Source organism: Vibrio sp. E14 (assembly GCF_020515785.1).
GTDB classification, from domain to species: domain Bacteria; phylum Pseudomonadota; class Gammaproteobacteria; order Enterobacterales; family Vibrionaceae; genus Vibrio; species Vibrio diabolicus.
This window is the reverse complement of the sequence record NZ_JAHPJI010000002.1, coordinates 1-22,284: the sequence shown is the minus strand read 5'-3', so window position 1 is coordinate 22,284 and position 22,284 is coordinate 1. Positions and strand designations below refer to the sequence as shown.

Here is a 22,284-nt window from a genome sequence, read left to right as displayed (position 1 = left end):
ATGACAGGAAGTTCCTCGCTAGAAAGGAAACTCAAACGAGAAATCGAATCAAGAAAAGCAGCTGAGCGGTTATTGGAGCAGAAGAGCTTCGAACTTTATGAATCTACTCAACAGCTAAGTGTTGCTTTGAAAAAGCTTGAGTTGAAATCAAAAAAGGATTTACGCAAGTTTGAGTTCGAAGAGAAAGTTGACGCGACGCTGATTAAGTTTGGTCGAACTTTTTTGTCGAGCACGTTTGATGAAGCCATGATTGCCAGTTTTATTGAACAGCTCACTTCGAACTCAATCATTTCTGCGGCTTACTTACATCTTGATTCCACAAAACTCTCTTCTTTGCGCCGACATCATTTTGGTCATTTACAGCTTCGCCATGAGAATACGATTAAGACTGTCCCCAATTGGCAAGGGGAGAACTTGCATTTGCCTATCATCATTGACAAGCAAACAGTAGGGGAGTTGATCTTCTCTGTTCAGTTGGATCAAATCGATCAGTCTTTTATTTCCAAACAGATGGAGCTGGTATCGGATTTGGTTCATGGGGTCATTGGCCGTCATTTGAGTTTAGAGCGAGAAGTGGAGCTGCGAAAGCGGGCAGAGGAATCGGAAAAAGCGACGAAAGAGTTTGTCGCCATGATTAACCACGAGTTGCGTACGCCTCTTAATGGCGTATTAGGTAGTGCTGAACTACTAAGTCGAACACAGTTAGGTGAAGAGCAACGCCATTACCTAAACAACTTGACTCAATCGGGAGACTTGTTGAGGGTCATCATTAACGATCTTCTCGACTTCAGCAAGATGAATGCCGGTATGATGGAAATCATCGATAAGGTCTTTGCTTGGGAAGAGCTTGAAAAAGCCATCATGGGCGTATTTTCAGCTAAAGCAGCAGAAAAGCGAATTCATTTCTCCATCGATAAAAAGCTCGGTATTCCCGAGTTTTTAGTTGGTGACTTAGAGCGAATTACACAGATCTTGGTCAACTTGGTGGGAAATGCTATTAAGTTTACTCATTTGGGTGGGGTGGTGCTGCGAGTGGAGTGGATAAACGGTATTGCGCATTTTGAGGTTGAAGACACGGGTATTGGCATCCCGATAGAAGCGCAGCCCTCATTATTTGACCCATTTGTGCAAGTAGATCGCTCGGCGAAGCGAAGTTTTGAAGGCTCAGGTTTGGGCCTTGCGATTTGTAAAAATCTAGTGGATTTGATGCAGGGCGAGATTAGCTTTGAAAGTGAAGAACGCAAAGGTACCACCTTTAAAGTCTCTATTCCTCTAAAGGAGGGACAAGCCCAAGGCGCAGCTGAGGGGGAATTAGCTACCATAGAGCGAAGTGATTTGGCAGGACGCTCAATACTGGTGGTTGACGACATCAGAATGAACCAAGTGATAGTTACTCAAATGCTGAAAAAACTCGACATTACGCCTGATTTAAAAGCCAATGGGAAAGAAGCTTTAGAAGCGGTGAAAAACAAAGAGTACGAACTGATATTTATGGACTGCCGAATGCCAGAAATGGATGGTTATGAGGCGACGATGTATCTGAGAGAGAGTGGCTTTACTCATCCTATTATTGCATTAACCGCTGGCACTACCATCGAAGAGCGTCAAAAGTGCATTGATTCAGGCATGGACGACATCCTCACTAAACCGTACACCGCAACCGATATTGAACAGATCATGTGTAAGTGGCTTGAGCAGTAGACGCTGCCTCTTAAAAAACGGATTCTTGTTAGCCAACGGCTAAAAGCCAAAGTACCTGTAAATAAAACACACAAAAAACGCTCCACACTGGATAATGCCGATCGCTTAACGATGTTTCTTGTGTCATTCCAGCGAGCCTTGGCGAGACTAGGAATCTAATAGCAGCATGCTGAGCGACTAATGAAACAAATTTGACCATAAAGTGCTCGGATAGAAGAGCCTGTATCACGCTCCTTCGTCGCGGTACAGGATGACGAGATGCAGAAATATGCCACTCGCTGTTAAACGAGCGGCATTATCCTTACTGGAGGCGTTTTTGCTTGTTTTCGTTAGCAGGATTCATAGGCCGTTGCCATTTGGCGAAACCTACTATTGCAGCGCTGGCAAAATCTTTGAGAGCTTATCCAACGTTTCTTGATATTCAGAAGCGCAATCGCTATCTGCAACGACGCCGCCGCCTGCCCAAGCGTACAGTTTGTGATTCTCCGCTACGAGAGTGCGGATGGTGATGCTGGTATCCATACGACCATGGCGAGAAATGTAGCCAATACTGCCGCAATACGCGCTGCGTCGATGCGGCTCCAATTCTTCAATGATCTGCATTGCGCGAACTTTAGGTGCGCCAGTAATTGAACCGCCTGGAAAACACGCTCGCAGCAAATCTGCAGGAGAGTATTGTTCATCCAAATTCGCACGAATGGTGCTCACCAAATGATGCACTGCGGGGAAGCTTTCAATCTCAAACAGCTTTGGCACGTGAACGCTACCAGGTGATGCAACTCGACCAATGTCATTACGCAGCAAATCGACAATCATCAGGTTTTCTGCCTGATCTTTTTCCGCTGTCTGCAAGTCATGGGCATTAGCGTTATCTTGCCTTGGATCTTCGCTGCGTGGTCGAGTACCTTTGATTGGTTTCGTTTCAATGACGCGATCTTTGAGTTCTAAAAAGCGCTCTGGAGAGATACTCAAAATCGAAGATTCCGGCATACGGATAAAAGCGGAAAATGGCGCTTGGTTGGCGGACTCTAATTTTAGATACGCTTGCCACTCACAGCCTTGATACGGTGCGTTAAAGCGTTGCGCCAAATTGATCTGATAGCAGTCACCGCTCAACAAGTATTCTTGCACCTTGTCAAAGCGAGTAGCGTAGCTCTCTTTCGTCATGTTTGACTGCCAATCGCCAGACAGAGCGAAGTCTACGCTTTGCTCCGCTTCTTGTTTGTCTAACCATTGCCAAGCTAGCTCGATATTCTGACCGACTAAGTATGCTTTTTTAAGCTTGTGGTCAACAACGACGGCCCATTCATACAGACCTACCGCCATATCGGGCGTGTTGAGATCCTTTTCGGCTTGTTCTGGCATTGTTTCTACGCGTCGACCTAAATCGTAACTGAAGTAACCGAGCGCTCCGCCGACAAAAGGCAAATCCAATTCTTTATTTAACTCAACGTGAGGAAGCCACTGTTCTTGCAACTGATGAAGCAGCGCGAATGGGTCATCTTGAGTTGAATAGGCATTCGATGGTGTTTCAACTTGTGTGCTTTCGGCAGTGGTTTCTAACGTTGCAATTGGGTTGGCAACCAACACATCGAAGCGGCTATCGATATGCGTTTCTGATGCAGAACGCAGCAACATCGCCCAAGGCAGGTGTTGAATGCGAGAAAAGAGGTGAAGAGCAAACTCTGGTGCGTATTCCAGCGCTTTAAAATCAATGAATTGATTGTCCATGTTGTTCATTTGTGTAATTTGTGACAAAGAGATCGTTCACTGCATGGCATGTCATGGGCAGCAAGAGTATCATATTCCTCTGTATAGCCAAACTCCCTCTATTCATAGGGTTTTGAGATGGTTTACAAGTAGGCGACTTCAGCGTTTCGTGTGTCGATATCAGCCGTTCGACAATTGTTTATAAAAAACGAAGCTCAAAAGAGCAATAAGCTCAACAAACACGATTGAAGCCAAGCCAATAATGGAAGCATAACTATAACGAGGCATGTAATGACGGTAATACGCAAGCAGGATGTGATCAGCAGTGTCGCTGATGCGCTACAGTATATTTCTTACTACCACCCGCTAGACTTTGTTCAAGCTCTTGAAAAAGCCTATCACCGCGAAGAGAGCCAAGCCGCTAAAGACGCGATTGCTCAGATCCTAATTAACTCCCGAATGTCCGCAGAAGGTCACCGACCAATTTGTCAGGATACTGGTATCGTGACGTGTTTCGTCAACATCGGTATGGGCGTGCAATGGGACTCAACCGACATGACGGTTCAGCAGATGGTAGATGAAGGTGTTCGACAAGCGTATACGAACCCAGACAACCCGTTGCGTGCGTCAGTACTTATGGATCCTGCCGGTAAACGTATTAATACCAAAGACAACACGCCTGCTGTCGTACACATCAACATGGTTCCGGGCGATAAAGTTGAAATTCAGATCGCAGCGAAGGGCGGCGGTAGTGAAAACAAAACTAAGATGGTGATGCTAAACCCATCTGACGATATTGCTGAGTGGGTAGAGAAAACGCTACCAACAATGGGCGCGGGCTGGTGTCCTCCTGGCATGCTTGGCATTGGTATTGGCGGTACGGCTGAAAAAGCAGCGGTATTGGCAAAAGAATCTCTAATGGAACACATCGATATTCAAGAGCTTATTGACCGTGGCCCACAAAACGCAGAAGAAGAGCTTCGTCTTGATATCTTCAATCGCGTGAACAAACTTGGTATCGGCGCGCAAGGCCTTGGTGGTTTGACAACTGTTGTCGACGTTAAGATCAAAACGGCGCCAACGCACGCTGCTTCTAAGCCTGTTTGTTTGATACCGAACTGTGCGGCGACTCGTCACGTGCACTTCACGCTTGACGGCAGCGGCCCAGCAGAGCTAACTCCACCTAAACTAGAAGATTGGCCAGATATTACTTGGGAAGCGGGCGAAAACACGCGTCGCGTAAACTTAGACACGATTACTAAAGAAGAAGTACAAGAGTGGAAGACAGGCGAAACCGTTCTTCTATCAGGTAAAATTCTGACTGGCCGTGATGCTGCGCATAAACGTATTCAAGGCATGTTAGACAATGGAGAAGGTCTACCAGAAGGCGTAGATCTCAACGGTAAGTTCATTTACTACGTAGGCCCTGTCGATGCAGTTGGTGATGAAGTCGTTGGTCCTGCTGGCCCAACAACATCAACGCGTATGGATAAATTCACCGATATGATGCTCGAAAAAACAGGAATCATGGGCATGATCGGTAAAGCTGAGCGTGGCCCTGCAACGGTTGAATCTATCAAGAATCACAAAGCGGTTTACCTAATGGCTGTTGGTGGCGCGGCGTACCTTGTAGCGAAAGCGATCAAGAAAGCTCGCGTTGTCGCATTTGAAGATTTAGGTATGGAAGCGATTTACGAATTTGAAGTTGAAGATATGCCAGTAACAGTGGCTGTAGACTCAAATGGCGTTAACGCGCACCAAATCGGTCCTGACACTTGGAAAGTGAAAATCCAAGAGATGGAAGCGTAAGGCAAACGGTAATCTTACATTGTCTCAGTAGAGAGAATGTGACAAGGTGCTGATTTACCTAGCAAACATTTGACAAAAGTGCAGCGAAAACTGCACTTTTTGTCTATATAATGTAGATATAAACCTCAGGGCATAGCAATCAAACGTTATGCGAACAATAATTAGGAGACGGCATGCCTCGTTTTATTCAGATTCTACAAATTATTCTTGCTGTAGTGGTAGGTGGCTTTGTTGGCTACGACTTGATCCTTCACGGCATCAGCATCTTTGATGAGAAGTACGTGACCATCACGTGTGTATTATGGCTGATTTTAGAAATCGCTCTATTTGTTATCTATAAATTAATCGAAGACGACTAGACTCAAAGAAAGCAGGTTTCTGTTCAACACAGTAATCAGCATAAATAGGGTCACTAATGCTTTAGTGTTGATTAAGTAAGCCTCTGAACCACTCAGGGGCTTTTCTTTTTTCATCCTGCTTTAAGCGAATGTTTTGTTCATCTTTTATTAAGGTATATAAAGTTAGACTCATAGAGTTCAGTATGAAAAGGTAAGTATTCATAGATTAATACCCGAAGTTGCTGATAACGTTGTTTTAGAGCGGAGCAAGATAAAGAAGCGCAATGAAAAGAATAAAGAAAGAAGTCAATGACTTTATCAACAGAGGTATGGACTCCAATGTTCGAATTGCCGTCACCGGACTTTCTCGTGCAGGTAAGACGGCATTCATCACGTCATTAGTGAATCAGTTCCTCCATACCGCTACCCATGATAATTTGCCTCTTTTGACTGCAGCCAGAGATAAGCGTCTTATTGGAGCGAAGCGTGAACCTCAAGCGAATATGATGGTGCCACGTTTCGCTTACGACGAAGCGATGAGCCAGATCCATGCGACCCCACCTCAATGGCCAGTACCAACACGGGATGTGAGTGAGATTCGCTTAGCGCTCAAGTACAAACCAAATAAAACCACGAAAAAGCTGTTGAGTAAAACCGCAATTTTAAATGTTGATATTATCGACTATCCAGGAGAGTGGCTGCTCGACCTGCCGTTATTGGACATGGACTTTGCGACGTGGTCGCAAACTCAGTTTGATGCACTTAAAGGCCAGCGTGGCGATTTAGCCAAAGCTTGGCTGTCTGAATTAGAAAAGGTGGATCTTTCTGCTGAAGTGAACGAGAAACTACTCGAGAAAGTTGCGCATACATACACCGAGTACCTTCATGCCTGTAAAGACGCAGGTCTTCATTGGGTTCAGCCTGGCCGCTTCGTATTACCTGGTGAGCTCGGAGGCGCGCCAGTGCTACAGTTTTTCCCGTGTCGTGCTGATTCGGAAAGCAAGGCTCTTAAGGGCAGCAACTTGGCGATGCTCGAAGCGCGTTTTCAGGAATACCAACAGAAAGTAGTGAAAGCATTTTATAAGCATCATTTTGCGACCTTCGATCGACAGATTGTGCTGGTGGATTGCTTGCAGCCTCTCAATGCCGGCGATGAAGCGTTTTACGACATGCGCCAAGCGCTAGAGCAGATCATGCATAGCTTCCGTTATGGTCGTAGTAGCTTTTTGCGCCGTTTATTCTCACCAAAAATCGACAAAGTGCTGTTTGCTGCCACAAAAGCGGATCACATAACGCCCGATCAGCATCCCAATTTAGTGTCTTTGCTACAACAAATGGTGCATCCAGCGTGGCAAACCGCAGCCTACGAGAATATCGAGATGAGTTGCATGAGTATTGCTTCTATCCAATCAACCACGACGGGATTTATTTCTTCTGGAGATAAGACGATTCCGGCGTTACAGGGTACGACGTTGGATGGTGAGCCGATGACGATGTTCCCGGGAGAAGTGCCGAAAAAACTACCAAATGCGGCTTATTGGCAAAACAACGGGTTTGATTTTACGTCATTCCGTCCAATGCCCTCACAGAATGATGAGCCAGTGAAGCACATACGCTTAGACAAAGCACTGGATTACCTGATTGGAGATAAATTGAAATGAGTGAGTTGAAGCAAAAACAAGTTTTCTCTGAAAAGGCGATGGAAAAAGAGCAGCAATCGAATCAACCGGAGTTGACGGCGCAGCAAACATTCGGCGAAAAAGAAACATTCGTACCTGTTGAACTTAAAGAAGAGCGCCAGGAGACCGAACAGGAATTGCAACTCGAGCATGTCATTCGTCCAAAACCGGGCAGAAAATGGCTTGCGACTGGCGCATTTGCCACCTTTGCTGGTTTGGTTGGCTGGCAAGCGGTGGACTCGGTTATAACCGCAATTCAAACTTCTGATTGGCTGGCTTTAAGCTGGACGGGGTTTATTGCTGCGATCGCTTCGCTTGGTTTAGGGGCGATGGGTAAAGAGCTTTGGAAACTGCGCAAACTACGAAATCATTTTAGTGTTCAAGAAGAAGCAGAAGCGCTTGTTAGTAGTGAGAGTGTGGGGAAAGGGAAAGCCTTTTGCGAAAATGTAGCAGAACAAAGTGGCGTGATGGCAGAGAACCCGGGCTTTGATCGTTGGCAGAACAGCATTAACCCTGCTCATAGTGATGCTGAAATCCTTGATATGTATGACTCGATGGTCGTGAGCCAACAAGACAAATTGGCAACGAAAATCGTATCGCAGCACGCAACCGAGTGTGCGGCCCTGGTCGCCGTGAGCCCTCTGGCTGCCGCTGATATGTTGCTGGTGGCGTGGCGAAATTTCAAAATGATCGACAACCTCTCCAAAGTATATGGGGTAGAGCTAGGTTACGCCTCTCGCATCAAGCTACTAAAAGCGGTATTTGTCAATATGGCGGCGGCTGGTGCCAGTGAGCTGGCTATTGATGCCAGTATGGACTTGATGTCGATGGACCTTGCTGGCAAAGTCTCTGCTCGTGCGGGGCAGGGGCTAGGTGTTGGTATTCTAACGGCACGTTTGGGCTTGAAAGCGATGACCTTATTGCGTCCACTACCATGGTATCCTGACCGTCAGGTTAAATTGGGCACCATACGCAAGGCAGTGGCGGCGAAAGTTGCATCAATTACGATGAAACCGTAACGAATATCAACTTTGATGGATAGGATTGCTTGACGCGATTCCAAGCATGATAGAAACTACTGTCAACTTTTCCTGACAGTTGTGAATTGGGATATTTTAAGTGCGTCTTGAAGTCTTATGTGAAGATCGACTCGGCTTGACCCGAGAACTGCTCGATATTTTAGCGTCTAAAAGCATCGACTTGCGTGGTATCGAAATCGATATTAGCGGTATTATCTATTTGAATTGCCCAGATATTGATTTTGATACGTTTAGTGAGCTGATGGCTGAAATCCGCCGTATTCCGGGGGTGAAAGACGTACGTAAAATCCAGTTTATGCCGATGGAGCGCCACAATACGGAGCTGCTTTCGCTAGTTGATAACTTGCCCGATCCGGTCTTTGCCATCGACCTTAAAGGTGCCGTAGACATGGCAAACATGTCTGCACTTACACTGCTTGGTCTTCACAAGCAAGAAGTAATTGGCACTCAAATCGGTGCTTTGTTACCAAGTGTTCGTTTCTCTCGTTGGTCTGAAGGTGTGAATGGCAGAACGCGGGAAAACCTTGTGATTGATGGCTTGGACTATGTTCTTGAGTTGATGCCAGTTTATATCCGAGACGAAGCGCAAAACTCGACTCTAGCGAGTACTCTAATGACGATTCGCTCTAGTCAGCAAGTCGCAAGAATTGAAGAAGCGCTACCGCTGCATAATCCTCTGGGTTTTGAGCACTTTGTTGGTATATCGAACCGTCATAAAGCGCTAATGAACCAAGCTAAGAAGCTGTCTGTGCTTGACCAGCCACTGTTAATTGAGGGCGAAACAGGGACCGGTAAAGAAATGCTTGCTAAAGCTTGCCACAGCCGTTCTAGCCGTGCGAGCAAGCCATTCCTAGTTTTGAGTTGTGCTTCGATGCCTGACGATGTAGCAGAAACCGAACTTTTTGGTCACGCGCCGGGTTCATTTAATCATGAACAAGGTCACAAAGGCATCTTTGAGCAAGCAAATGGCGGGACGGTATTTCTTGATGAAATCGGTGAAATGAGTTCGCATCTTCAAATCAAGCTGTTACGTTTTCTACAGGATGGTAATTTCCGTCGTGTCGGTGCAGAAGATGAGATGCATGTCGATGTTCGCATCATCGCTTCAACAAAACATAACCTTGCCGAACTTTCTGAGGCAGGAATGTTCCGTGAAGATTTGTATTATCGTCTCAACGTACTTACGCTCAGCATTCCTCCGTTACGTAAGCGCTCAAACGACGTTGCGCCATTGCTTGAGTTATTTGTGGCGAAACATGCTCAACAGCTTGGGCTTGATAAGCCAGAGTTTGATGATGGTCTAGTTGATGCCCTTGCAAATTATCAGTGGCCAGGAAACATGCGCCAACTCGATAACATGGTTCTTCGAGCGCTCACAGAAATGGATGGTGGTATACTAAACGCGGATCACTTCAATTTACCTCAGCCTCAATCATTCGGTGCTGGTAGTGCGACTCTTAACATCGACGGTTCATTGGATGAGATCATGCGTGACTATGAATCTCAGGTTCTGGAGCGTTTGTATCAGTCATTCCCATCAAGCCGCAAGCTTGCTAAGCGCTTAAATGTATCGCATACCTCAATCGCTAATAAACTGCGTGATTACGGTATCCGCAAGAATTAATCGAATTGAACGAAAAGACGGAATTAATCATTTGTAATGGAAGATAACAGCTCATCTATCGCCGTTCATAAGTTGGACGGTGACTTGCTTCTGCGTACCGCTGAAATCGTTGACGCAGATATGATTGCCGAGTATTTTCAAGCGAACCGAGAATACCTGAAACCGTTTGAGCCGAAACGTGAAGAGGCTTTTTTCTCAGTGAACGGTTGGTTGCAAAAGCTTATCAAGCTCAATGAGCTGCATCGAATGGGGTTGGGGTATTATTGCCTCTTGGTCAGAGCCTCTTCGGGTGAAATGCTAGGTACGATATCCTTTAGTAATTTGAGTCGTTTCCCTTTTTATTCTTGTAACGTCGGATACTCTCTCGCTGAAAAAGCACAAGGGCATGGTTATATGCGTCGTGGATTAACTATGGCTTGCGACTACATGTTTAACGTTCAGAAACTGCATCGTATTCAAGCCGGGTACATGCCTCACAACAAACGTAGTGAATCTGTGCTAGAGCATGTAGGGTTCAATCGAGAAGGGTATGCAAAAGATTACCTTTTGATTAATGGTGAATGGCAAGACCACGTTCTAACGTCACTTATTAATCCGAATTGGCAACCAGAAGGGCGATAGTATGGAGCGATTGGAAAAGCAATTAGCACTTGTAATCGAGCTCGATAAACTCAAAAGTATTTTGCGCCGAACCCGAGTTAAAAGTGCTGAAGGGCGTCTCGAAAATAGTGGTGAGCATAGTTGGCATGTCGCACTGATGGCAATATTGATGGAAGAGCATGCAAATGCACCTGTTGATATTTGCCGAGTGATGAAAATGTTATTGATACATGACGTAGTAGAGATCGACGCGGGGGATACCTTTGTTTATGATACTGCCGCGTCTCAAGAGCAGGCAGAAAAAGAAATTAGAGCGGCAGAACGCTTGTTTGGTATGTTACCCAGCGATCAGGAGCAAGAGTTATTGGCGCTTTGGCATGAATTTGAAGCCGCGCAGACCGATGATGCTAAGTATGCAAAAGCACTCGATCGGTTAATTCCAATGCTCTTGAACTACCATAATAATGGTCAGAGTTGGAAGGAGCATGGCGTTTCTCGTGAACAAGCACTTACCATTAATAAACGAATTGAATTTGGCTCTGTTACCTTATGGGGCAAAGCGAAAGAGTTGATAGAAGAAGCCACAGAGAAAGGTTGGCTGAAATCGTAATAAAGGAGACTGAATGTCTTATTTGCCTTTGGATGAATACCAAAGAAAATGGATTTTTACGCATCAGTCGATGCCTGTGCCAAAAGAAGATTTGGCTTTTATTAAGCCGATGAGCCAAGCTCGTTCAGCACAATTTTGGAAAGAAAATATTAGTACTCAAAGCCCCGATATGGATCGACTTAGCTCCCAAGATTGGCCAATGAATGAGGCGAACTGGTCTGAAGTCGTTGATTGGATGGCTGCGTGGGAGTTGGATGATCCGGACATGCCAGCGGAAGTAGAAGCACATATCGATTGGCAAGACGATGTGACCGTTTACTTTTGCTACGAGAAGTACAATGTCATCGAAACTAAGTGGTCGATTTTTAAAAAGCATTGGAAGAACTTTCTCTTTTATGATGATGGTCCAATATTGATTGGACGTCGTCGTTCACAAGCGTTTTGGTTTGACTCAAAGGGCAATGTGAAACTCGGTGTTCGCCAATAACGAGTTATACTGCAAAGCCACCTTTTCGAGGTGGCTTTGTTTTTCTAAAGGCTGGATAATGGACTCAACACGCCGCCAGCCCCGCGCTCGATAACGTGAGTATAAATCTGGGTGGTTTTTACATCAGTGTGTCCTAATTGCTCCTGTACGGTTCTAATGTCTGCACCAGACTCCAATAAATGCGTGGCAAAGCTGTGCCTGAGTGTATGGCATGTTACTATTTTCTCGATACACGCATCCGTTGCAGCGCGCTTTACCGCTCTTTGTATTGCACTTTCATTGATATGATGCCTTCTGAGCTCTCCGGTGTCCCGATCTGTACTTAACTTTGTTGATGGGAATAAAAAGTGCCAGTTAAAATCTAGCTCCGCTTTTGGGTATTTACGTCGTAAACCTTCAGAGATGTATACGCCCGCATAACCAGGCATGTGTCTATCTTTAAAATAGTAATCTCTTGTTAAATTAACCTGAGCTTTAAGCGGCTCATGTAGCTCTTTTGCTAACGTTACGGTACGATTTTTACCTCCTTTTCCTTGCCAAACACGAACTGCACCATAATCATAATCGATGTCCTGAACTCTTAAGCGCAAACACTCCATGACTCGAAGCCCTGAGCCATAAAGCAACTGAATATGGAGTTTATACCTCGGGTCGATATGTTGAACAAATCGTCGGATCTCCTCCCTGGTTAACACAACGGGAAGTTTCTTTTCGGTCAGAGATTTCTGAAATCTCATATCAAGTGATAGTGGAGTTTTGAAATAATCACGATATAAAAATGATATTGAGTTCAGTGCCAAAGCTTGCGTTTTTACCGCAACTTTTTCTTTTACCGCTAAGTAACTCAGGAACTGAACGACATCATCTTCTGCTAGTGTCGAAGGGTGTGCAAGCTGGTGGAAAGTGATAAAGCGTTTTATCCAAAATAGATAACTTTCGATGGTTTTATTCGCATAATGACGAGTAAGCATGTGCTCTTTTACACTAAGTAAAAACTGACTTTTCATGATAAAATTGACCTGTTTATTTATACAGCCCCTTAAATCTATCACCTCTTTTGCAATTAGCGTGCATTGCGCCGTCTAATTGCGCGCGCGACCACACATATTCATACTGTTTTTCTATTTTTTTCATGCATATAGGTGCTACGATTTATAGCGCTTTTGATCAGAAAGAAGGCGGTAGCCTGCTAGAAAGGAGGCAAATTGCCGTATAGAAAGCGTTATGCCGCTATAAGAAAATGGAGGATATATGAAAGGGAAAATCGTTCGCTGGGTTGATGATAGAGGTTTTGGTTTTATAAAGTCTGACAATCTCAATGGTGACATTTTTGTTCATGTATCCAAATTCAAAAAGGGTTTTCGCCGACCACAAGTTGGAGATAAAGTAGAATTTCAACTTGCGGAGAATACCTCTAAGCCAAGCGCTTCGATTGCACAGTTGGTTGGTGTCGAACCCCAAAAAAGCAACCCTTTTTCAATTATACTCCTTGCACTTATTGTTGGTTTTTTAGGTGCAGTTTTATATATCTTTGTAATAGAGCCAAAGTTAAATCCAGCATATGAAAATATGGGCTTTAACTGCCAAGGCAAAACTTATTGCAGCCAGATGGTATCTTGTGATGAAGCCAAGTTTTACTTGTCAAACTGTCCCGGAGTTAAAATTGATGGTGACAATGATGGTAGCCCTTGTGAGAGCCAGTTGTGTGGTAGTTGGTAGTATCGGCATAACAAAGCGTTTAAGACAGATTCGCAACGCTCGGCATTTTGGGTTTGATTCAGCTTTAGTGTTTACGGCACAATGGTTTAAGTATGGTGGTGGCGTTACTCACTACTTAACGCGGCGTTATGTGTAACCAGAGGAAAATGCATGGAAGTACAGCTAAAAGTAGGTAGTGACTCCTTATTCGCAGAATCTTTAACCAAGTCTAATATGGCAAGTTACTATCAAACCCGTGGGATAATCTGGGATAACAATCAGTTTCTAAGTAGTTGGGAAGAGTTAGATAATTACGAAGTCCATCTAGACCAAGCTCGTGTTGGTGTTCTCCGTTTTAGCTATAGTGGCGATACTACCTTCTTGAGAGACTTTCAAATTTTGCCTGAGTTTCAGGGTAGAGGTATTGGGGCTAAGTGTCTCGAACTAGTTGTTAGATATGCGCTAGAAAGACAATCCACTAAGCTAGTTTTACGTGTGTTTAGTGAAAATCCAGCAATCAGCCTGTATGAGTCCAAGGGCTTCGTTAGAACATCTGAAGTCAAAGGGTTGGTTGAAATGGAGATCCTTTTAAGTTCAAACACATAACAAACAATTTAAGAGGGATTCCCAACGCTTGGCATTTTTGCTTCTACTTCAATTTTAGTGGTTACGGTACAATGCTTTAGGTTGGGTGGTAGCGTTGCTCACCCCTTAATTGGGCGTTAGGCGACGGGCAGGAAAGTTCTTTGTTCTCATCTTCTTAGTTCTCTTTGAGCATTCGTTTTTCTAAGTCGGCAATTCAACATTGTCGGCTCCAATTCTTGAATCTCTCTGGCCGTAAAATATGCAAAGGTTCGCGGGTTGCCTCATTGGTTTTCACAGTCGGTTGGTTGTAAATCTCACTGGCTCAAAGTGTGGAAAGGGCAGGCCAATCGAGGCTTTCGTTCTCGCTTTAAGTTTACAGCTTTGGGTTTTTCGGGCTTAAAACCTAATTTGTTGCTGAAGGTCTGCGCTTCGTGGTCGTTGGAATCTTGGCTGAAACATAGTGATATTTGTGGTTCTTGAATCACAAAAAGTCAGTGGGTGGTTGGTTGCTTATTTGGTTTCGGGTAATCTGCTTGCAAACAACCTTAAACATTGGTGGGAAACTTCGCCTAACAAGGCGTTTAAGGCGGATTCACAACGCTTGGCGATTTCACTTTCAGTTGGGTTAAGTGTTTAAGGTACAATGGTTTAGGTTTGCTGGTTGACGTTGTTCACCACTTAACGCGGCGTTAGGTTTTTTGGAGGAAATTTGGACATTTCATTGTGGGTCAAGATCCCTGCGTTAGTTTCAGCATTCATTCTATTGAGCAAATTCTTACTTGAATTGGCTAGTGGTAAGCATGCTAGGTTGAAAGACGATTACCGCTTTTCTAAAGAGTTTCTGTTCGACTTAGCGGAGGGTAAACTACATCCTTATGCTGTGGAAAAAGGCTATCAAGCTATCGCTGGCACAGAGAATATATCAGTAAAAGAAGTTGAGTACATTTTAACGCTGGAAAACTCGACGAAGTGTTTAAGGGATTATGTACTGTCAAAGCAATATCTAAAAAAGCTTGAGTTGCATGGGGCATTGACTCTTGAATTTAAAGAAAAATATTCTTCGAGTTTATCACGGAACTGGCGAAAGTCTTTGTATGCTTCTTTATACTTCTTGCTAGCTTTTATCGCTTGCTCCCCTCTATTTCTTGACGGGATTTTAGGGATTAGCAAAGTTCAATCTTTTCTTTTATTTGGCACGACATTGGCAATGTTTGGCTTTCCTGCGTGGTTGAGTTTGAAAGCTTTTGCTCGTATAAAGCGTGGAGAAGAGCTAGTTAAAGGTCAATCAAAGTACACACCTAGCATCATACTGCAAACCTAACAAAGCGTTTAAGACAGATTCGCAACGCTCGGCATTCTCAGTTCAAATTGAGTTTTGTGTTTACGGTGTAGTAGTTTAGGTTAGGTGGATGCGTCGCTCACTACTTAACGCGGCGTTATACATCAACTCGAAAAATTAGAAAGGGAGCTTCGAGATGTTTAAAAAATGGATGTTTTTGATATGTATTTTGTCTTTGGTTGGTTGTTCGAATCGAGGACCAATGAAATCCGGTTTTGGACCTGTAGAAACCTCTAAATACATAGAGTTGTTAAAAAGAGATTTAGTTTCAAGCAATGAGTCTATTTTGGTTTATTCTGAGTCTATGTTCACGGAAGGGTTATATGCATATTCAGGTGCTTTAATTTTAACTGACCAGCAAGTGATTTTTGCAGAGTGGGATAATGATTCTTATGAATACAGACCAATATATTCGACTCTCTTGAATGACATCGTTGAAGTTGAACAGTGTAATCCTCTGGCTGCCACCATCTCGTTAATTGGACAAGTATTTTGTGTTTATACTGACGAAGAATCCGTCTCTTTTGCAACTGAAAAATACAAGCAATTCTTGTACTTGATTGAGAAAAACACACGATCTTAGATTAAATGTATAACAAACTGTTCAAGAGTGATTCGCAACGCGTGGCATTTTTACTATGCGTTGGTTTTAGTGTTTAAGGTGGTATGCGGTAGCTTCGGTATTGCGTTGCTCACACCTTAACAGGGCGTTAGGTTTTTCGGAGGTAAAATGCATAAGTTTGTATGGGATACATCAGCAATAGTAAATATTAAAGAATCGAATGATGATGGATATTCACCGGGTAGAAGCCTATTTAAAGATCTTTCTGACGGTTGGATTGATATTGACTATCAAAATATATTTCCAACTCTCGCTGTTTTCGAAGTAAATGCAACGGTCTCAAAGCTCGCTCGCAAAGGAAAACCGGTTCTTAGAGAGTTCTATCTTTTAGATGACCGAGCTCTTATGTACGATGTTGACCAAGAACTAATTCGAAAAGCTAATCAATTATTTACGTTGGATGGCTTTGATAAGTTGTATGGAGCAGATTTGGTTTTTGCATGCATCGCAAAGATTGAAGATGCGTACTTGGTTACAATGGATCGTAAACTTGCCATGCATGCTTCGAAGCATGTAAAAGTCATTGATTTGAATGAGAGTAAATCTTCGCCAGTTTATAGAGCACTCTTTGAGTAAAAACCTAACAAACTGTTTAAGAGTGATTCGCAACGCGTGGCATTTTCATTATGCGTTGTTTTAAGTGGTTAAGGTGGTATGCGGCAACTTCGGTATTGCGTTGCTCACACCTTAACAGGGCGTTATGCATCAGGAGTGTTATGAAGTCAGAACCTGAAACTATGGAACTTGCGGAGTTTCTTAGGGAATTTAACAAAGAGAGTGATCGTGGTGCTGCTTTAAATGCTGCTGCGGTATTAGATGACTGGTTAGGTAATATCCTTGGAGAGTTTTTTGCTGATAATAAATCAGGAAAAGACCTTATATCTGGGTTTAACGCACCACTAGGTACTTTTTCCGCAAAAGCAACAGCAGCGCATGCCCTTGGCTTAATTCAAGATAATGAGTTTCGAGAAATAACTCTTATCCGTAAAATCCGAAATGAGTTTGGTCATAGTTGGCGTGGTGTTAGCTTTGACTCTGAAAAAGTAGCACATTTGGTTAGTCAATTACCTTGGTGTGGTCCTTCAGAGTTCGAGGAAAATTCGACACCTAGAGAACGTTTTAACTCAGTCATTGCTATATTGCTTGCTGATCTCATGTGGCGATCTAGGTTAGTCAAAAAAGAGCAAAGGGTAGTCAAGTCATGGTCTAATAAAGTCCGTGAAAATGATGCATAACAATCTGTTTAAGAGTGATTCGCAACGCGTGGCATTTTCACTATGCGCTGGTTTTAGTGATTAAGGAGGTATGCGGGAGCTTCGGTATTGCGTTGCTCACACCTTAACAGGGCGTTATGTGAATGGAGTCAATCTTGAAAATATCAGTTGTCAAAAGTGGTCAGATTGAGGCTTACGAAGCAGCACTTAATGCTCATCTAAACTCCGTTTTTGGCCAAGATTCTATGTTCATTTTCAATCGTGAGTTCGTTTGTGCAATTCTCATTGAAGACGATAATCAGATTATCGCTACTGGTTTGGCTTATAGTCGTTTAATGAGGCAGGGCTCAATAAGCTTCAAAGGGGGCATAATTGGTGGTATTGCCATTACACCAAGTAAGCGTGGTTTGGGCTTAGCTAAAGTCATCGTGAAAGAGCTCGATCGATGCTTAGTGTCTTTTGGGGTAACTCATTCTTTTCTCTTCGCTTATGAGCCAGATGTTTATCGAAGCTCAGGGTATTCGGAGTTAGTTTTGCCTATCCATTACTTCGACGTACAGCAGAAAACTTGGAGTCAGTTTGTTTACCGTGGTGGTATGGTTAAGTCTTACAATGGCAGTCATGCTTTAAGCGATCAAGTCATTGAATTTAATGGTTGTGTGTATTGAGCACTCTGAAAAAATTCACATAACAAAGCGTTCAAGAGGGATTTGGCACGCGTGGCATTTTTACTATGCGTTGAGTTCAGTGTTTATGGCGCTGTGCGGTAGCTTTTGTATTGCGTGCCAGCACCCCTTAACGCGGCGTTATGTGACTAGGGGCGTGTTGCCCCTATGGTACTTAAAACCCGAGTTGTGATGTTGCAATGCCAGCTAAAACACCATACCCCAAATTTATACATAGATCTTTGAGTGTATTAAGTGCTCTAGAGTAGTTGATTGCGCTGTTTTGAGGTACGACTTGTTTTAGTTCTTCTTTGACAGCGTTTAGCTGGCGATTAATTTTAGCTTTAGCTATTTCATTCTCAATTTTATGTAATTCTTCAGTAAACTCTGAGAAACAATCGTCAAGCTCAGATACTCGTGCATCCAGGTATTTACTATATGCTTCGGGAGTTAGCACTTGATTGCCATCAGCATCTAAATTTATTACTTCACCATTTTTCCCAACATCAACAAAAACAACCTGAGACATATCATCGGTAACTAAAATATTACGCTTTAGCTGCAAACCATCAACTTTTGCACCTTCTCCAATATTAATAAACTTCATAATCTCTCTCCTAGTTATTAAAGTTATAGTAATCTAGGTGCTTATTTCGAGCAATGATTACCACACGTAGTACGTCACATAACAAAGCGTTTAAGGCAGATTCCCAACGCTTGGTATTTTTCATTCTATCGTTGGGTTTTGTGTTTATGGTGGTATGGTTAAGTTTCGTGGAAGCGTTGCTCACTACTTAACGCGGCGTTATACCTCGTAGGAGAATTATGAAGAAATTACTAACAGCAGCCATGGGATTATTCGTTTCAAATGCCAACGCAAATATTAGCTGGGAAGATTTTGTTACCGAAGCGCATACTGCTCTGACAGAAAAGCAGAGCAAGCTGATGAGCGAGTTTAAACTTGGTGAACATGAGCGTTTCGACTGGGATCAGGAAAGCGGTACTCTTATATTTTCAAACGATGGAAAGGTTGCTGTTATTGCAAAGGTACAGTTCGTCGGTTCTATTTCTACCACGTCAAATACATGGCTTTGGTCTTGGGCAAACTCTTACATTTATGACAATGTAAAAGATCAGATGCACATCGTTCGAGAGTTTGGCGAGTCAAAAGGCTATGAAGCGCTTATCATAGACAAGTGGGAAGCGGATGAGATTGATGGGTGGGAAATGACTTCCGTGACCTCTTATCTTTTGGAAGCTAAAGGTGCCTACCGAACCACGGGAGAGACGGGTTTTACTTACATGGTGATAACTGACATAAGTTGGGCAAACTAGGTATAACAAGCTGTTTAAGAGTGATTCGCAACGCGTGGCATTTTTACTATGCGTTGCGTTTAGTGTTTAAGGTGGTATGCGGTGGCATCGGTATTGCGTTGCTCACACCTTAACAGGGCGTTATGTGCTTATGAGGAAAATTGACATGGAAGTGATAGAGGCCAACCTTGATTTGGCCCCATTATTAGCGAGTTATGCGAAAGAATGCCTAGAGTCGGGTATTCCAAAATATTCGGGTGTGGAGCAAGATCCGACAGCTTATTTGTCAGGTTTGGTCGAACGTTCAAAGGCAATCTCCGAGTTACCCAAAGGATATTTACCTAGCACAACTTACTACTGTGTATCGAACTCCGAAATTTTAGGTGCAATCCGAGTTCGCAAAGGTACTAATGCCAACGTAGAAAATGTCATTGGTCATGTTGGCTACGAAACTAGACCGTCAGCTCGTGGTAAGGGTGTAGCCTCATTTCTGCTTGCTTGGGTGCGAGACCATGTCGTCACTGACTCAGTTATTGTTACTTGTTCAATTGACAATCCTGTATCCCAAAAGGTTATCGAAAACTGCGGCGGTGAGTATCTTGGTAACTACACAAGTGAAAACGAGGGCACTGTAAGGCGCTACCGTTTAGCACGCACATAACAAAGCGTTCAAGAGGGATTCTCAACGCTTGGCAGTTTTGGTTCAAAGTTTAGCTTTTGTGATTATGGCACAATGGGTTAGGTCAGGTGGTGGCGTTGTTCACCCCTTAACGCGGCGTTAGTACTGGATTGGCATCAACGGTAAAATTTTCGGAGTTTATCGGTTTCTTTTCCTAGCTTTACACCTGGTTAAATGTGCCTTTCACGTTCTTTCCGGTGGCACTATATGAGTTGTGTTCGCGTTGATTTCACCGTTTACGGTTTCTAACTTTCGGGTTATTTCTTTGGTGTGGTTTCTTTGATGCTGGGAAATTTTCGTCAAACACTGAGTTTCTTTGGCGCGGTTGTTTAATCCTGAAGACCGTATCCTTTGCTAATTTGAAAACGGTGAAAATAGGTCAGTTAAGCAAGTTTTTCTTCTCGCCAACTTGCGTTTTGAGATTGAGTTCTAGTTTGGCAGTTGTCCCTTTAGCTTCAGCGTTTTAAGTCTTAATTTTCGTGCTATATTTCAATATCTTGGCATGTACCAAAGGTTAACGGGCAGCGTACTAACAAACAATTCAAGAGGGATTCGTAACGCGTGGCATTTTTACTATGCGTTAATTTTAGTGATTAAGGTGGTTTGCGGTGGCATCGGTGTTGCGTTACTCACCCCTTAATTGGGCGTTATGTTTACGGGAGAAAACGGTGATTTTAGGGCTCAATCATATAACCATTGCAGTTAGTGACTTAGATCGCTCTCTTCAGTTCTATCAGGAGACGTTGGGATTCACAGCTCATGCTAAGTGGGACAACGGAGCTTATTTATCAATAGGCGAACTATGGTTTTGCCTTTCCCACGATGAACCTTGCCCTAAAACAGACTATACCCACGTAGCTTTTGATATCGAACCAAAAGAATTTGAAGCGTTTGCGAAGCGCATAGTTTCATTGGGTGCAGAAGTTTGGAAAGAGAATAAGAGTGAAGGGCAGTCACTTTATATCTTAGACCCTGATGGCCACAAACTAGAGATACATTCAGGTTCGCTGAAAAGCCGGTTAGAATCTCTAAGAACGAAACCATATAGTGGGCTCGTTTGGCTTTAAACATAACAATCTGTTTAAGAGTGATTCGCAACGCTTGGCATTTTTTCTGTGCGTTGCGTTTAGTGTTTAAGGTGGTATGCGGGAGCTTCGGAACTGCGTTGCTCACACCTTAACAGGGCGTTAGGCATCAGGGTAGCTCAGCATACCTAAAGGAAAAGAGATTGATAGATATAAATTCAGAGAAAAAAATTGCGGTCTTAATCGATGCCGAAAATGCTCAATACTCCGTGTTAGATGCAGTATTAAAGGAGCTATCTAAACATGGGCACATCCTCGTTAAAAAGGCTTATGGGGATTGGAGTTCTGAGTGCTTGAAAAATTGGAAGCAACCTTTAAATGAGCTGGCGATAAATCCGGTACAACAGTTTTCCTACACTCAAGGTAAAAACTCGTCTGATGCAGCAATGATTATTGATGCAATGGATCTCCTTTACTCCAACAAATATGACGCCTTTGCTTTAGTAAGTAGTGATAGTGATTTTACTAAACTGGCTTCAAGGCTAAAGGAGTCAGAGATATATGTTTTTGGCGTTGGTAAAAAAATGACGCCTGTGGCATTTCGTAATGCTTGTGATGATTTCATGTATACAGAGGTGCTCAAAGAAAGATATGCCCCTAAAGAAGAGCAGCCTTTGACCAATAGCCCGAATGAAAAATCATCCCAGAATGACAGTAAATCCATTCGCAGGAAATTACGCCAAGACACTAAACTTCTCAATATCTTGCGAGGTGCTGCTAGTGAGTACCAAGATGAAGATGGTTGGTCGTTCTTAGGGCATTGTGGCAGTTTAATAAAGCGTCAGTATCCAGACTTCAGTTCAAAGAACTATGGTTTCACTACATTAAGTCAACTAATTGAGGCAACTGAGTTGTTTGACATTTTGCGTAAGGAAACAGAGTCGGGGGCAGTGCATATCTTTATTAAAGATGCTCGAAAAAATGCCTAACAAACTGTTTAAGAGTGATTCGCAACGCGTGGCATTTTCACTATGCGTTGGTTTAGGTGATTAAGGTGGTATGCAATGGCATCGGTATTGCGTTGCTCACACCTTAACAGGGCGTTATAACCACGGCATGAAATGGAGTATTTATGATAGCAAGAGAATGGAAAGCAACTTGCCCTAAAGAGTATCAAGAAGGGTTTATAGCATATCTATATGAGACCGGTATAAAAGATACATCCAGTACCAAAGGCTTCCTTGGTGCACAAATTTTAAATCGAGATCTAGGTGATAATGCTGAAATCACCTTGCTGACCTATTGGAAAGATCTTGAATGTATCAAAGCATTTTCCGGAGAAGATATTAGTGTCGCTAAATTGTATCCAGAGGATGAAAAATATAGATTGAATCCAGATCGTCATGTAAGCCACTATGAAGTCCGTGAGAACATGTGGTTATAACAAACTGTTTAAGAGGGATTCGCAACGCGTGATATTTTCACTATGCGTTGGTTTTTGTGTTTAAGGTGGTATGCGGCGGCTTCGGTATTGCGTTGCTCACC

Annotated in this window: 24 protein-coding genes; 21 read left to right on the top strand and 3 right to left on the bottom strand. The window is 43.4% G+C overall.

The features are described 5' to 3' along the window. Positions 1 to 1,701 carry an ATP-binding protein gene (locus LIX84_RS05390; protein WP_226420855.1) on the top strand — a complete coding sequence of 567 codons (1,701 nt, stop codon included), beginning with the start codon at positions 1 to 3 and terminating at the stop codon, positions 1,699 to 1,701. A gap of 369 nt (positions 1,702 to 2,070) precedes the next feature. Here LIX84_RS05390 and pabB read toward each other — a convergent pair whose 3' ends face one another. Continuing rightward, on the bottom strand, positions 2,071 to 3,432 hold the full coding sequence (pabB, locus tag LIX84_RS05385; RefSeq protein WP_226421142.1) for an aminodeoxychorismate synthase component I: 1,362 nt from the start codon (positions 3,430 to 3,432) through the stop codon (positions 2,071 to 2,073). Positions 3,433 to 3,702: 270 nt separating this feature from the next. On the opposite strand from pabB, the gene LIX84_RS05380 reads away from it, so the two are divergent. From LIX84_RS05380 to LIX84_RS05345, 8 genes are all read left to right on the top strand, one after another. Continuing rightward, a complete protein-coding gene (locus tag LIX84_RS05380) occupies positions 3,703 to 5,220 on the top strand; it encodes a fumarate hydratase (RefSeq protein ID WP_005376905.1) in 1,518 nt (505 codons plus the stop codon). A gap of 173 nt (positions 5,221 to 5,393) precedes the next feature. Then, positions 5,394 to 5,579 (top strand): hypothetical protein, encoded by a 186-nt coding sequence (locus LIX84_RS05375; RefSeq protein ID WP_012841654.1) that lies wholly within the window; start codon positions 5,394 to 5,396, stop codon positions 5,577 to 5,579. Positions 5,580 to 5,842: 263 nt separating this feature from the next. Continuing rightward, complete coding sequence (locus LIX84_RS05370; RefSeq protein ID WP_226420854.1) at positions 5,843 to 7,219, top strand: YcjX family protein; 1,377 nt, start codon at positions 5,843 to 5,845, stop codon at positions 7,217 to 7,219. Next, positions 7,216 to 8,256 carry a YcjF family protein gene (locus LIX84_RS05365; RefSeq protein WP_226420853.1) on the top strand — a complete coding sequence of 347 codons (1,041 nt, stop codon included), beginning with the start codon at positions 7,216 to 7,218 and terminating at the stop codon, positions 8,254 to 8,256. The genes LIX84_RS05370 and LIX84_RS05365 overlap by 4 nt, the downstream gene beginning before the upstream one ends. Positions 8,257 to 8,356: 100 nt before the next feature. Continuing rightward, positions 8,357 to 9,901, top strand: a complete 1,545-nt coding sequence (tyrR, locus tag LIX84_RS05360; protein WP_226420852.1) for a transcriptional regulator TyrR — start codon at positions 8,357 to 8,359, stop codon at positions 9,899 to 9,901. Between the two features lie 36 nt (positions 9,902 to 9,937). Continuing rightward, positions 9,938 to 10,522 (top strand): ribosomal protein S5-alanine N-acetyltransferase, encoded by a 585-nt coding sequence (rimJ, locus tag LIX84_RS05355; protein ID WP_226420851.1) that lies wholly within the window; start codon positions 9,938 to 9,940, stop codon positions 10,520 to 10,522. Between the two features lies 1 nt (position 10,523). Next, positions 10,524 to 11,111, top strand: a complete 588-nt coding sequence (locus LIX84_RS05350; RefSeq protein ID WP_170903013.1) for an HD domain-containing protein — start codon at positions 10,524 to 10,526, stop codon at positions 11,109 to 11,111. A gap of 13 nt (positions 11,112 to 11,124) precedes the next feature. Next, positions 11,125 to 11,598 (top strand): DUF2947 domain-containing protein, encoded by a 474-nt coding sequence (locus LIX84_RS05345; protein WP_226420850.1) that lies wholly within the window; start codon positions 11,125 to 11,127, stop codon positions 11,596 to 11,598. A 44-nt stretch (positions 11,599 to 11,642) separates the two neighbouring features. On the opposite strand, the gene LIX84_RS05340 is transcribed toward LIX84_RS05345, so the two are convergent. Continuing rightward, complete coding sequence (locus LIX84_RS05340) at positions 11,643 to 12,605, bottom strand: integron integrase (RefSeq protein WP_226420849.1); 963 nt, start codon at positions 12,603 to 12,605, stop codon at positions 11,643 to 11,645. A gap of 244 nt (positions 12,606 to 12,849) precedes the next feature. Here LIX84_RS05340 and LIX84_RS05335 point away from each other — a divergent pair, with 244 nt between their 5' ends. The 7 genes from LIX84_RS05335 to LIX84_RS05290 all read left to right on the top strand — a co-directional run bounded on the left by LIX84_RS05335 (position 12,850) and on the right by LIX84_RS05290 (position 17,724). Beyond that, the gene (locus tag LIX84_RS05335; protein ID WP_077681830.1) at positions 12,850 to 13,317 is read left to right on the top strand and encodes a cold shock domain-containing protein; all 468 of its coding nucleotides are present in this window, start codon (positions 12,850 to 12,852) and stop codon (positions 13,315 to 13,317) included. A gap of 150 nt (positions 13,318 to 13,467) precedes the next feature. Continuing rightward, entirely contained in the window at positions 13,468 to 13,902 is a 435-nt protein-coding gene (locus LIX84_RS05330; protein ID WP_226420848.1) for a GNAT family N-acetyltransferase, read from the top strand. 688 nt (positions 13,903 to 14,590) lie between these two features. Continuing rightward, entirely contained in the window at positions 14,591 to 15,202 is a 612-nt protein-coding gene (locus LIX84_RS05325; RefSeq protein WP_226420847.1) for a hypothetical protein, read from the top strand. Between the two features lie 154 nt (positions 15,203 to 15,356). After that, a complete protein-coding gene (locus LIX84_RS05320; RefSeq protein WP_029836295.1) occupies positions 15,357 to 15,803 on the top strand; it encodes a GRAM domain-containing protein in 447 nt (148 codons plus the stop codon). A gap of 147 nt (positions 15,804 to 15,950) precedes the next feature. Beyond that, complete coding sequence (locus tag LIX84_RS05310) at positions 15,951 to 16,418, top strand: hypothetical protein (RefSeq protein WP_049535828.1); 468 nt, start codon at positions 15,951 to 15,953, stop codon at positions 16,416 to 16,418. Positions 16,419 to 16,468: 50 nt separating this feature from the next. Then, on the top strand, positions 16,469 to 17,077 hold the full coding sequence (locus LIX84_RS05300) for a hypothetical protein (protein WP_230417863.1): 609 nt from the start codon (positions 16,469 to 16,471) through the stop codon (positions 17,075 to 17,077). A gap of 134 nt (positions 17,078 to 17,211) precedes the next feature. After that, on the top strand, positions 17,212 to 17,724 hold the full coding sequence (locus tag LIX84_RS05290) for a GNAT family N-acetyltransferase (RefSeq protein WP_094124842.1): 513 nt from the start codon (positions 17,212 to 17,214) through the stop codon (positions 17,722 to 17,724). 172 nt (positions 17,725 to 17,896) lie between these two features. On the opposite strand, the gene LIX84_RS05280 is transcribed toward LIX84_RS05290, so the two are convergent. Then, entirely contained in the window at positions 17,897 to 18,328 is a 432-nt protein-coding gene (locus LIX84_RS05280; protein WP_226420845.1) for a hypothetical protein, read from the bottom strand. A 218-nt stretch (positions 18,329 to 18,546) separates the two neighbouring features. On the opposite strand from LIX84_RS05280, the gene LIX84_RS05275 reads away from it, so the two are divergent. The 5 genes from LIX84_RS05275 to LIX84_RS05240 all read left to right on the top strand — a co-directional run bounded on the left by LIX84_RS05275 (position 18,547) and on the right by LIX84_RS05240 (position 22,183). Continuing rightward, on the top strand, positions 18,547 to 19,056 hold the full coding sequence (locus LIX84_RS05275; protein ID WP_020838879.1) for a DUF6882 domain-containing protein: 510 nt from the start codon (positions 18,547 to 18,549) through the stop codon (positions 19,054 to 19,056). Between the two features lie 145 nt (positions 19,057 to 19,201). Continuing rightward, positions 19,202 to 19,696 (top strand): GNAT family N-acetyltransferase, encoded by a 495-nt coding sequence (locus LIX84_RS05265; protein ID WP_226420844.1) that lies wholly within the window; start codon positions 19,202 to 19,204, stop codon positions 19,694 to 19,696. 686 nt (positions 19,697 to 20,382) lie between these two features. Further along, entirely contained in the window at positions 20,383 to 20,781 is a 399-nt protein-coding gene (fos, locus tag LIX84_RS05255) for a FosG/FosC2-related fosfomycin resistance glutathione transferase (RefSeq protein ID WP_193447683.1), read from the top strand. 161 nt (positions 20,782 to 20,942) lie between these two features. Continuing rightward, entirely contained in the window at positions 20,943 to 21,728 is a 786-nt protein-coding gene (locus LIX84_RS05245; RefSeq protein ID WP_047517926.1) for an NYN domain-containing protein, read from the top strand. A 143-nt stretch (positions 21,729 to 21,871) separates the two neighbouring features. Further along, entirely contained in the window at positions 21,872 to 22,183 is a 312-nt protein-coding gene (locus tag LIX84_RS05240; RefSeq protein WP_226420843.1) for an antibiotic biosynthesis monooxygenase family protein, read from the top strand. The last annotated feature ends 101 nt before the right edge of the window (positions 22,184 to 22,284 follow it).

What these genes read in the sequence shown, in the direction of transcription:
- LIX84_RS05340 (WP_226420849.1), bottom strand. Translation starts at nt 12,605, where the DNA reads ATGAAAAGTCAGTTTTTACTTAGTGTAAAAGAGCACATGCTTACTCGT.
- pabB (WP_226421142.1), bottom strand. Translation starts at nt 3,432, where the DNA reads ATGGACAATCAATTCATTGATTTTAAAGCGCTGGAATACGCACCAGAG.
- rimJ (WP_226420851.1), top strand. Translation starts at nt 9,938, where the DNA reads ATGGAAGATAACAGCTCATCTATCGCCGTTCATAAGTTGGACGGTGAC.
- LIX84_RS05335 (WP_077681830.1), top strand. Translation starts at nt 12,850, where the DNA reads ATGAAAGGGAAAATCGTTCGCTGGGTTGATGATAGAGGTTTTGGTTTT.
- LIX84_RS05275 (WP_020838879.1), top strand. Translation starts at nt 18,547, where the DNA reads ATGAAGAAATTACTAACAGCAGCCATGGGATTATTCGTTTCAAATGCC.
- LIX84_RS05265 (WP_226420844.1), top strand. Translation starts at nt 19,202, where the DNA reads ATGGAAGTGATAGAGGCCAACCTTGATTTGGCCCCATTATTAGCGAGT.
- LIX84_RS05240 (WP_226420843.1), top strand. Translation starts at nt 21,872, where the DNA reads ATGATAGCAAGAGAATGGAAAGCAACTTGCCCTAAAGAGTATCAAGAA.
- LIX84_RS05365 (WP_226420853.1), top strand. Translation starts at nt 7,216, where the DNA reads ATGAGTGAGTTGAAGCAAAAACAAGTTTTCTCTGAAAAGGCGATGGAA.
- LIX84_RS05300 (WP_230417863.1), top strand. Translation starts at nt 16,469, where the DNA reads ATGCGTTGTTTTAAGTGGTTAAGGTGGTATGCGGCAACTTCGGTATTG.
- LIX84_RS05330 (WP_226420848.1), top strand. Translation starts at nt 13,468, where the DNA reads ATGGAAGTACAGCTAAAAGTAGGTAGTGACTCCTTATTCGCAGAATCT.
- LIX84_RS05310 (WP_049535828.1), top strand. Translation starts at nt 15,951, where the DNA reads ATGCATAAGTTTGTATGGGATACATCAGCAATAGTAAATATTAAAGAA.
- LIX84_RS05280 (WP_226420845.1), bottom strand. Translation starts at nt 18,328, where the DNA reads ATGAAGTTTATTAATATTGGAGAAGGTGCAAAAGTTGATGGTTTGCAG.
- LIX84_RS05375 (WP_012841654.1), top strand. Translation starts at nt 5,394, where the DNA reads ATGCCTCGTTTTATTCAGATTCTACAAATTATTCTTGCTGTAGTGGTA.
- LIX84_RS05390 (WP_226420855.1), top strand. Translation starts at nt 1, where the DNA reads ATGACAGGAAGTTCCTCGCTAGAAAGGAAACTCAAACGAGAAATCGAA.
- LIX84_RS05345 (WP_226420850.1), top strand. Translation starts at nt 11,125, where the DNA reads ATGTCTTATTTGCCTTTGGATGAATACCAAAGAAAATGGATTTTTACG.
- LIX84_RS05320 (WP_029836295.1), top strand. Translation starts at nt 15,357, where the DNA reads ATGTTTAAAAAATGGATGTTTTTGATATGTATTTTGTCTTTGGTTGGT.
- LIX84_RS05380 (WP_005376905.1), top strand. Translation starts at nt 3,703, where the DNA reads ATGACGGTAATACGCAAGCAGGATGTGATCAGCAGTGTCGCTGATGCG.
- LIX84_RS05350 (WP_170903013.1), top strand. Translation starts at nt 10,524, where the DNA reads ATGGAGCGATTGGAAAAGCAATTAGCACTTGTAATCGAGCTCGATAAA.
- LIX84_RS05370 (WP_226420854.1), top strand. Translation starts at nt 5,843, where the DNA reads ATGAAAAGAATAAAGAAAGAAGTCAATGACTTTATCAACAGAGGTATG.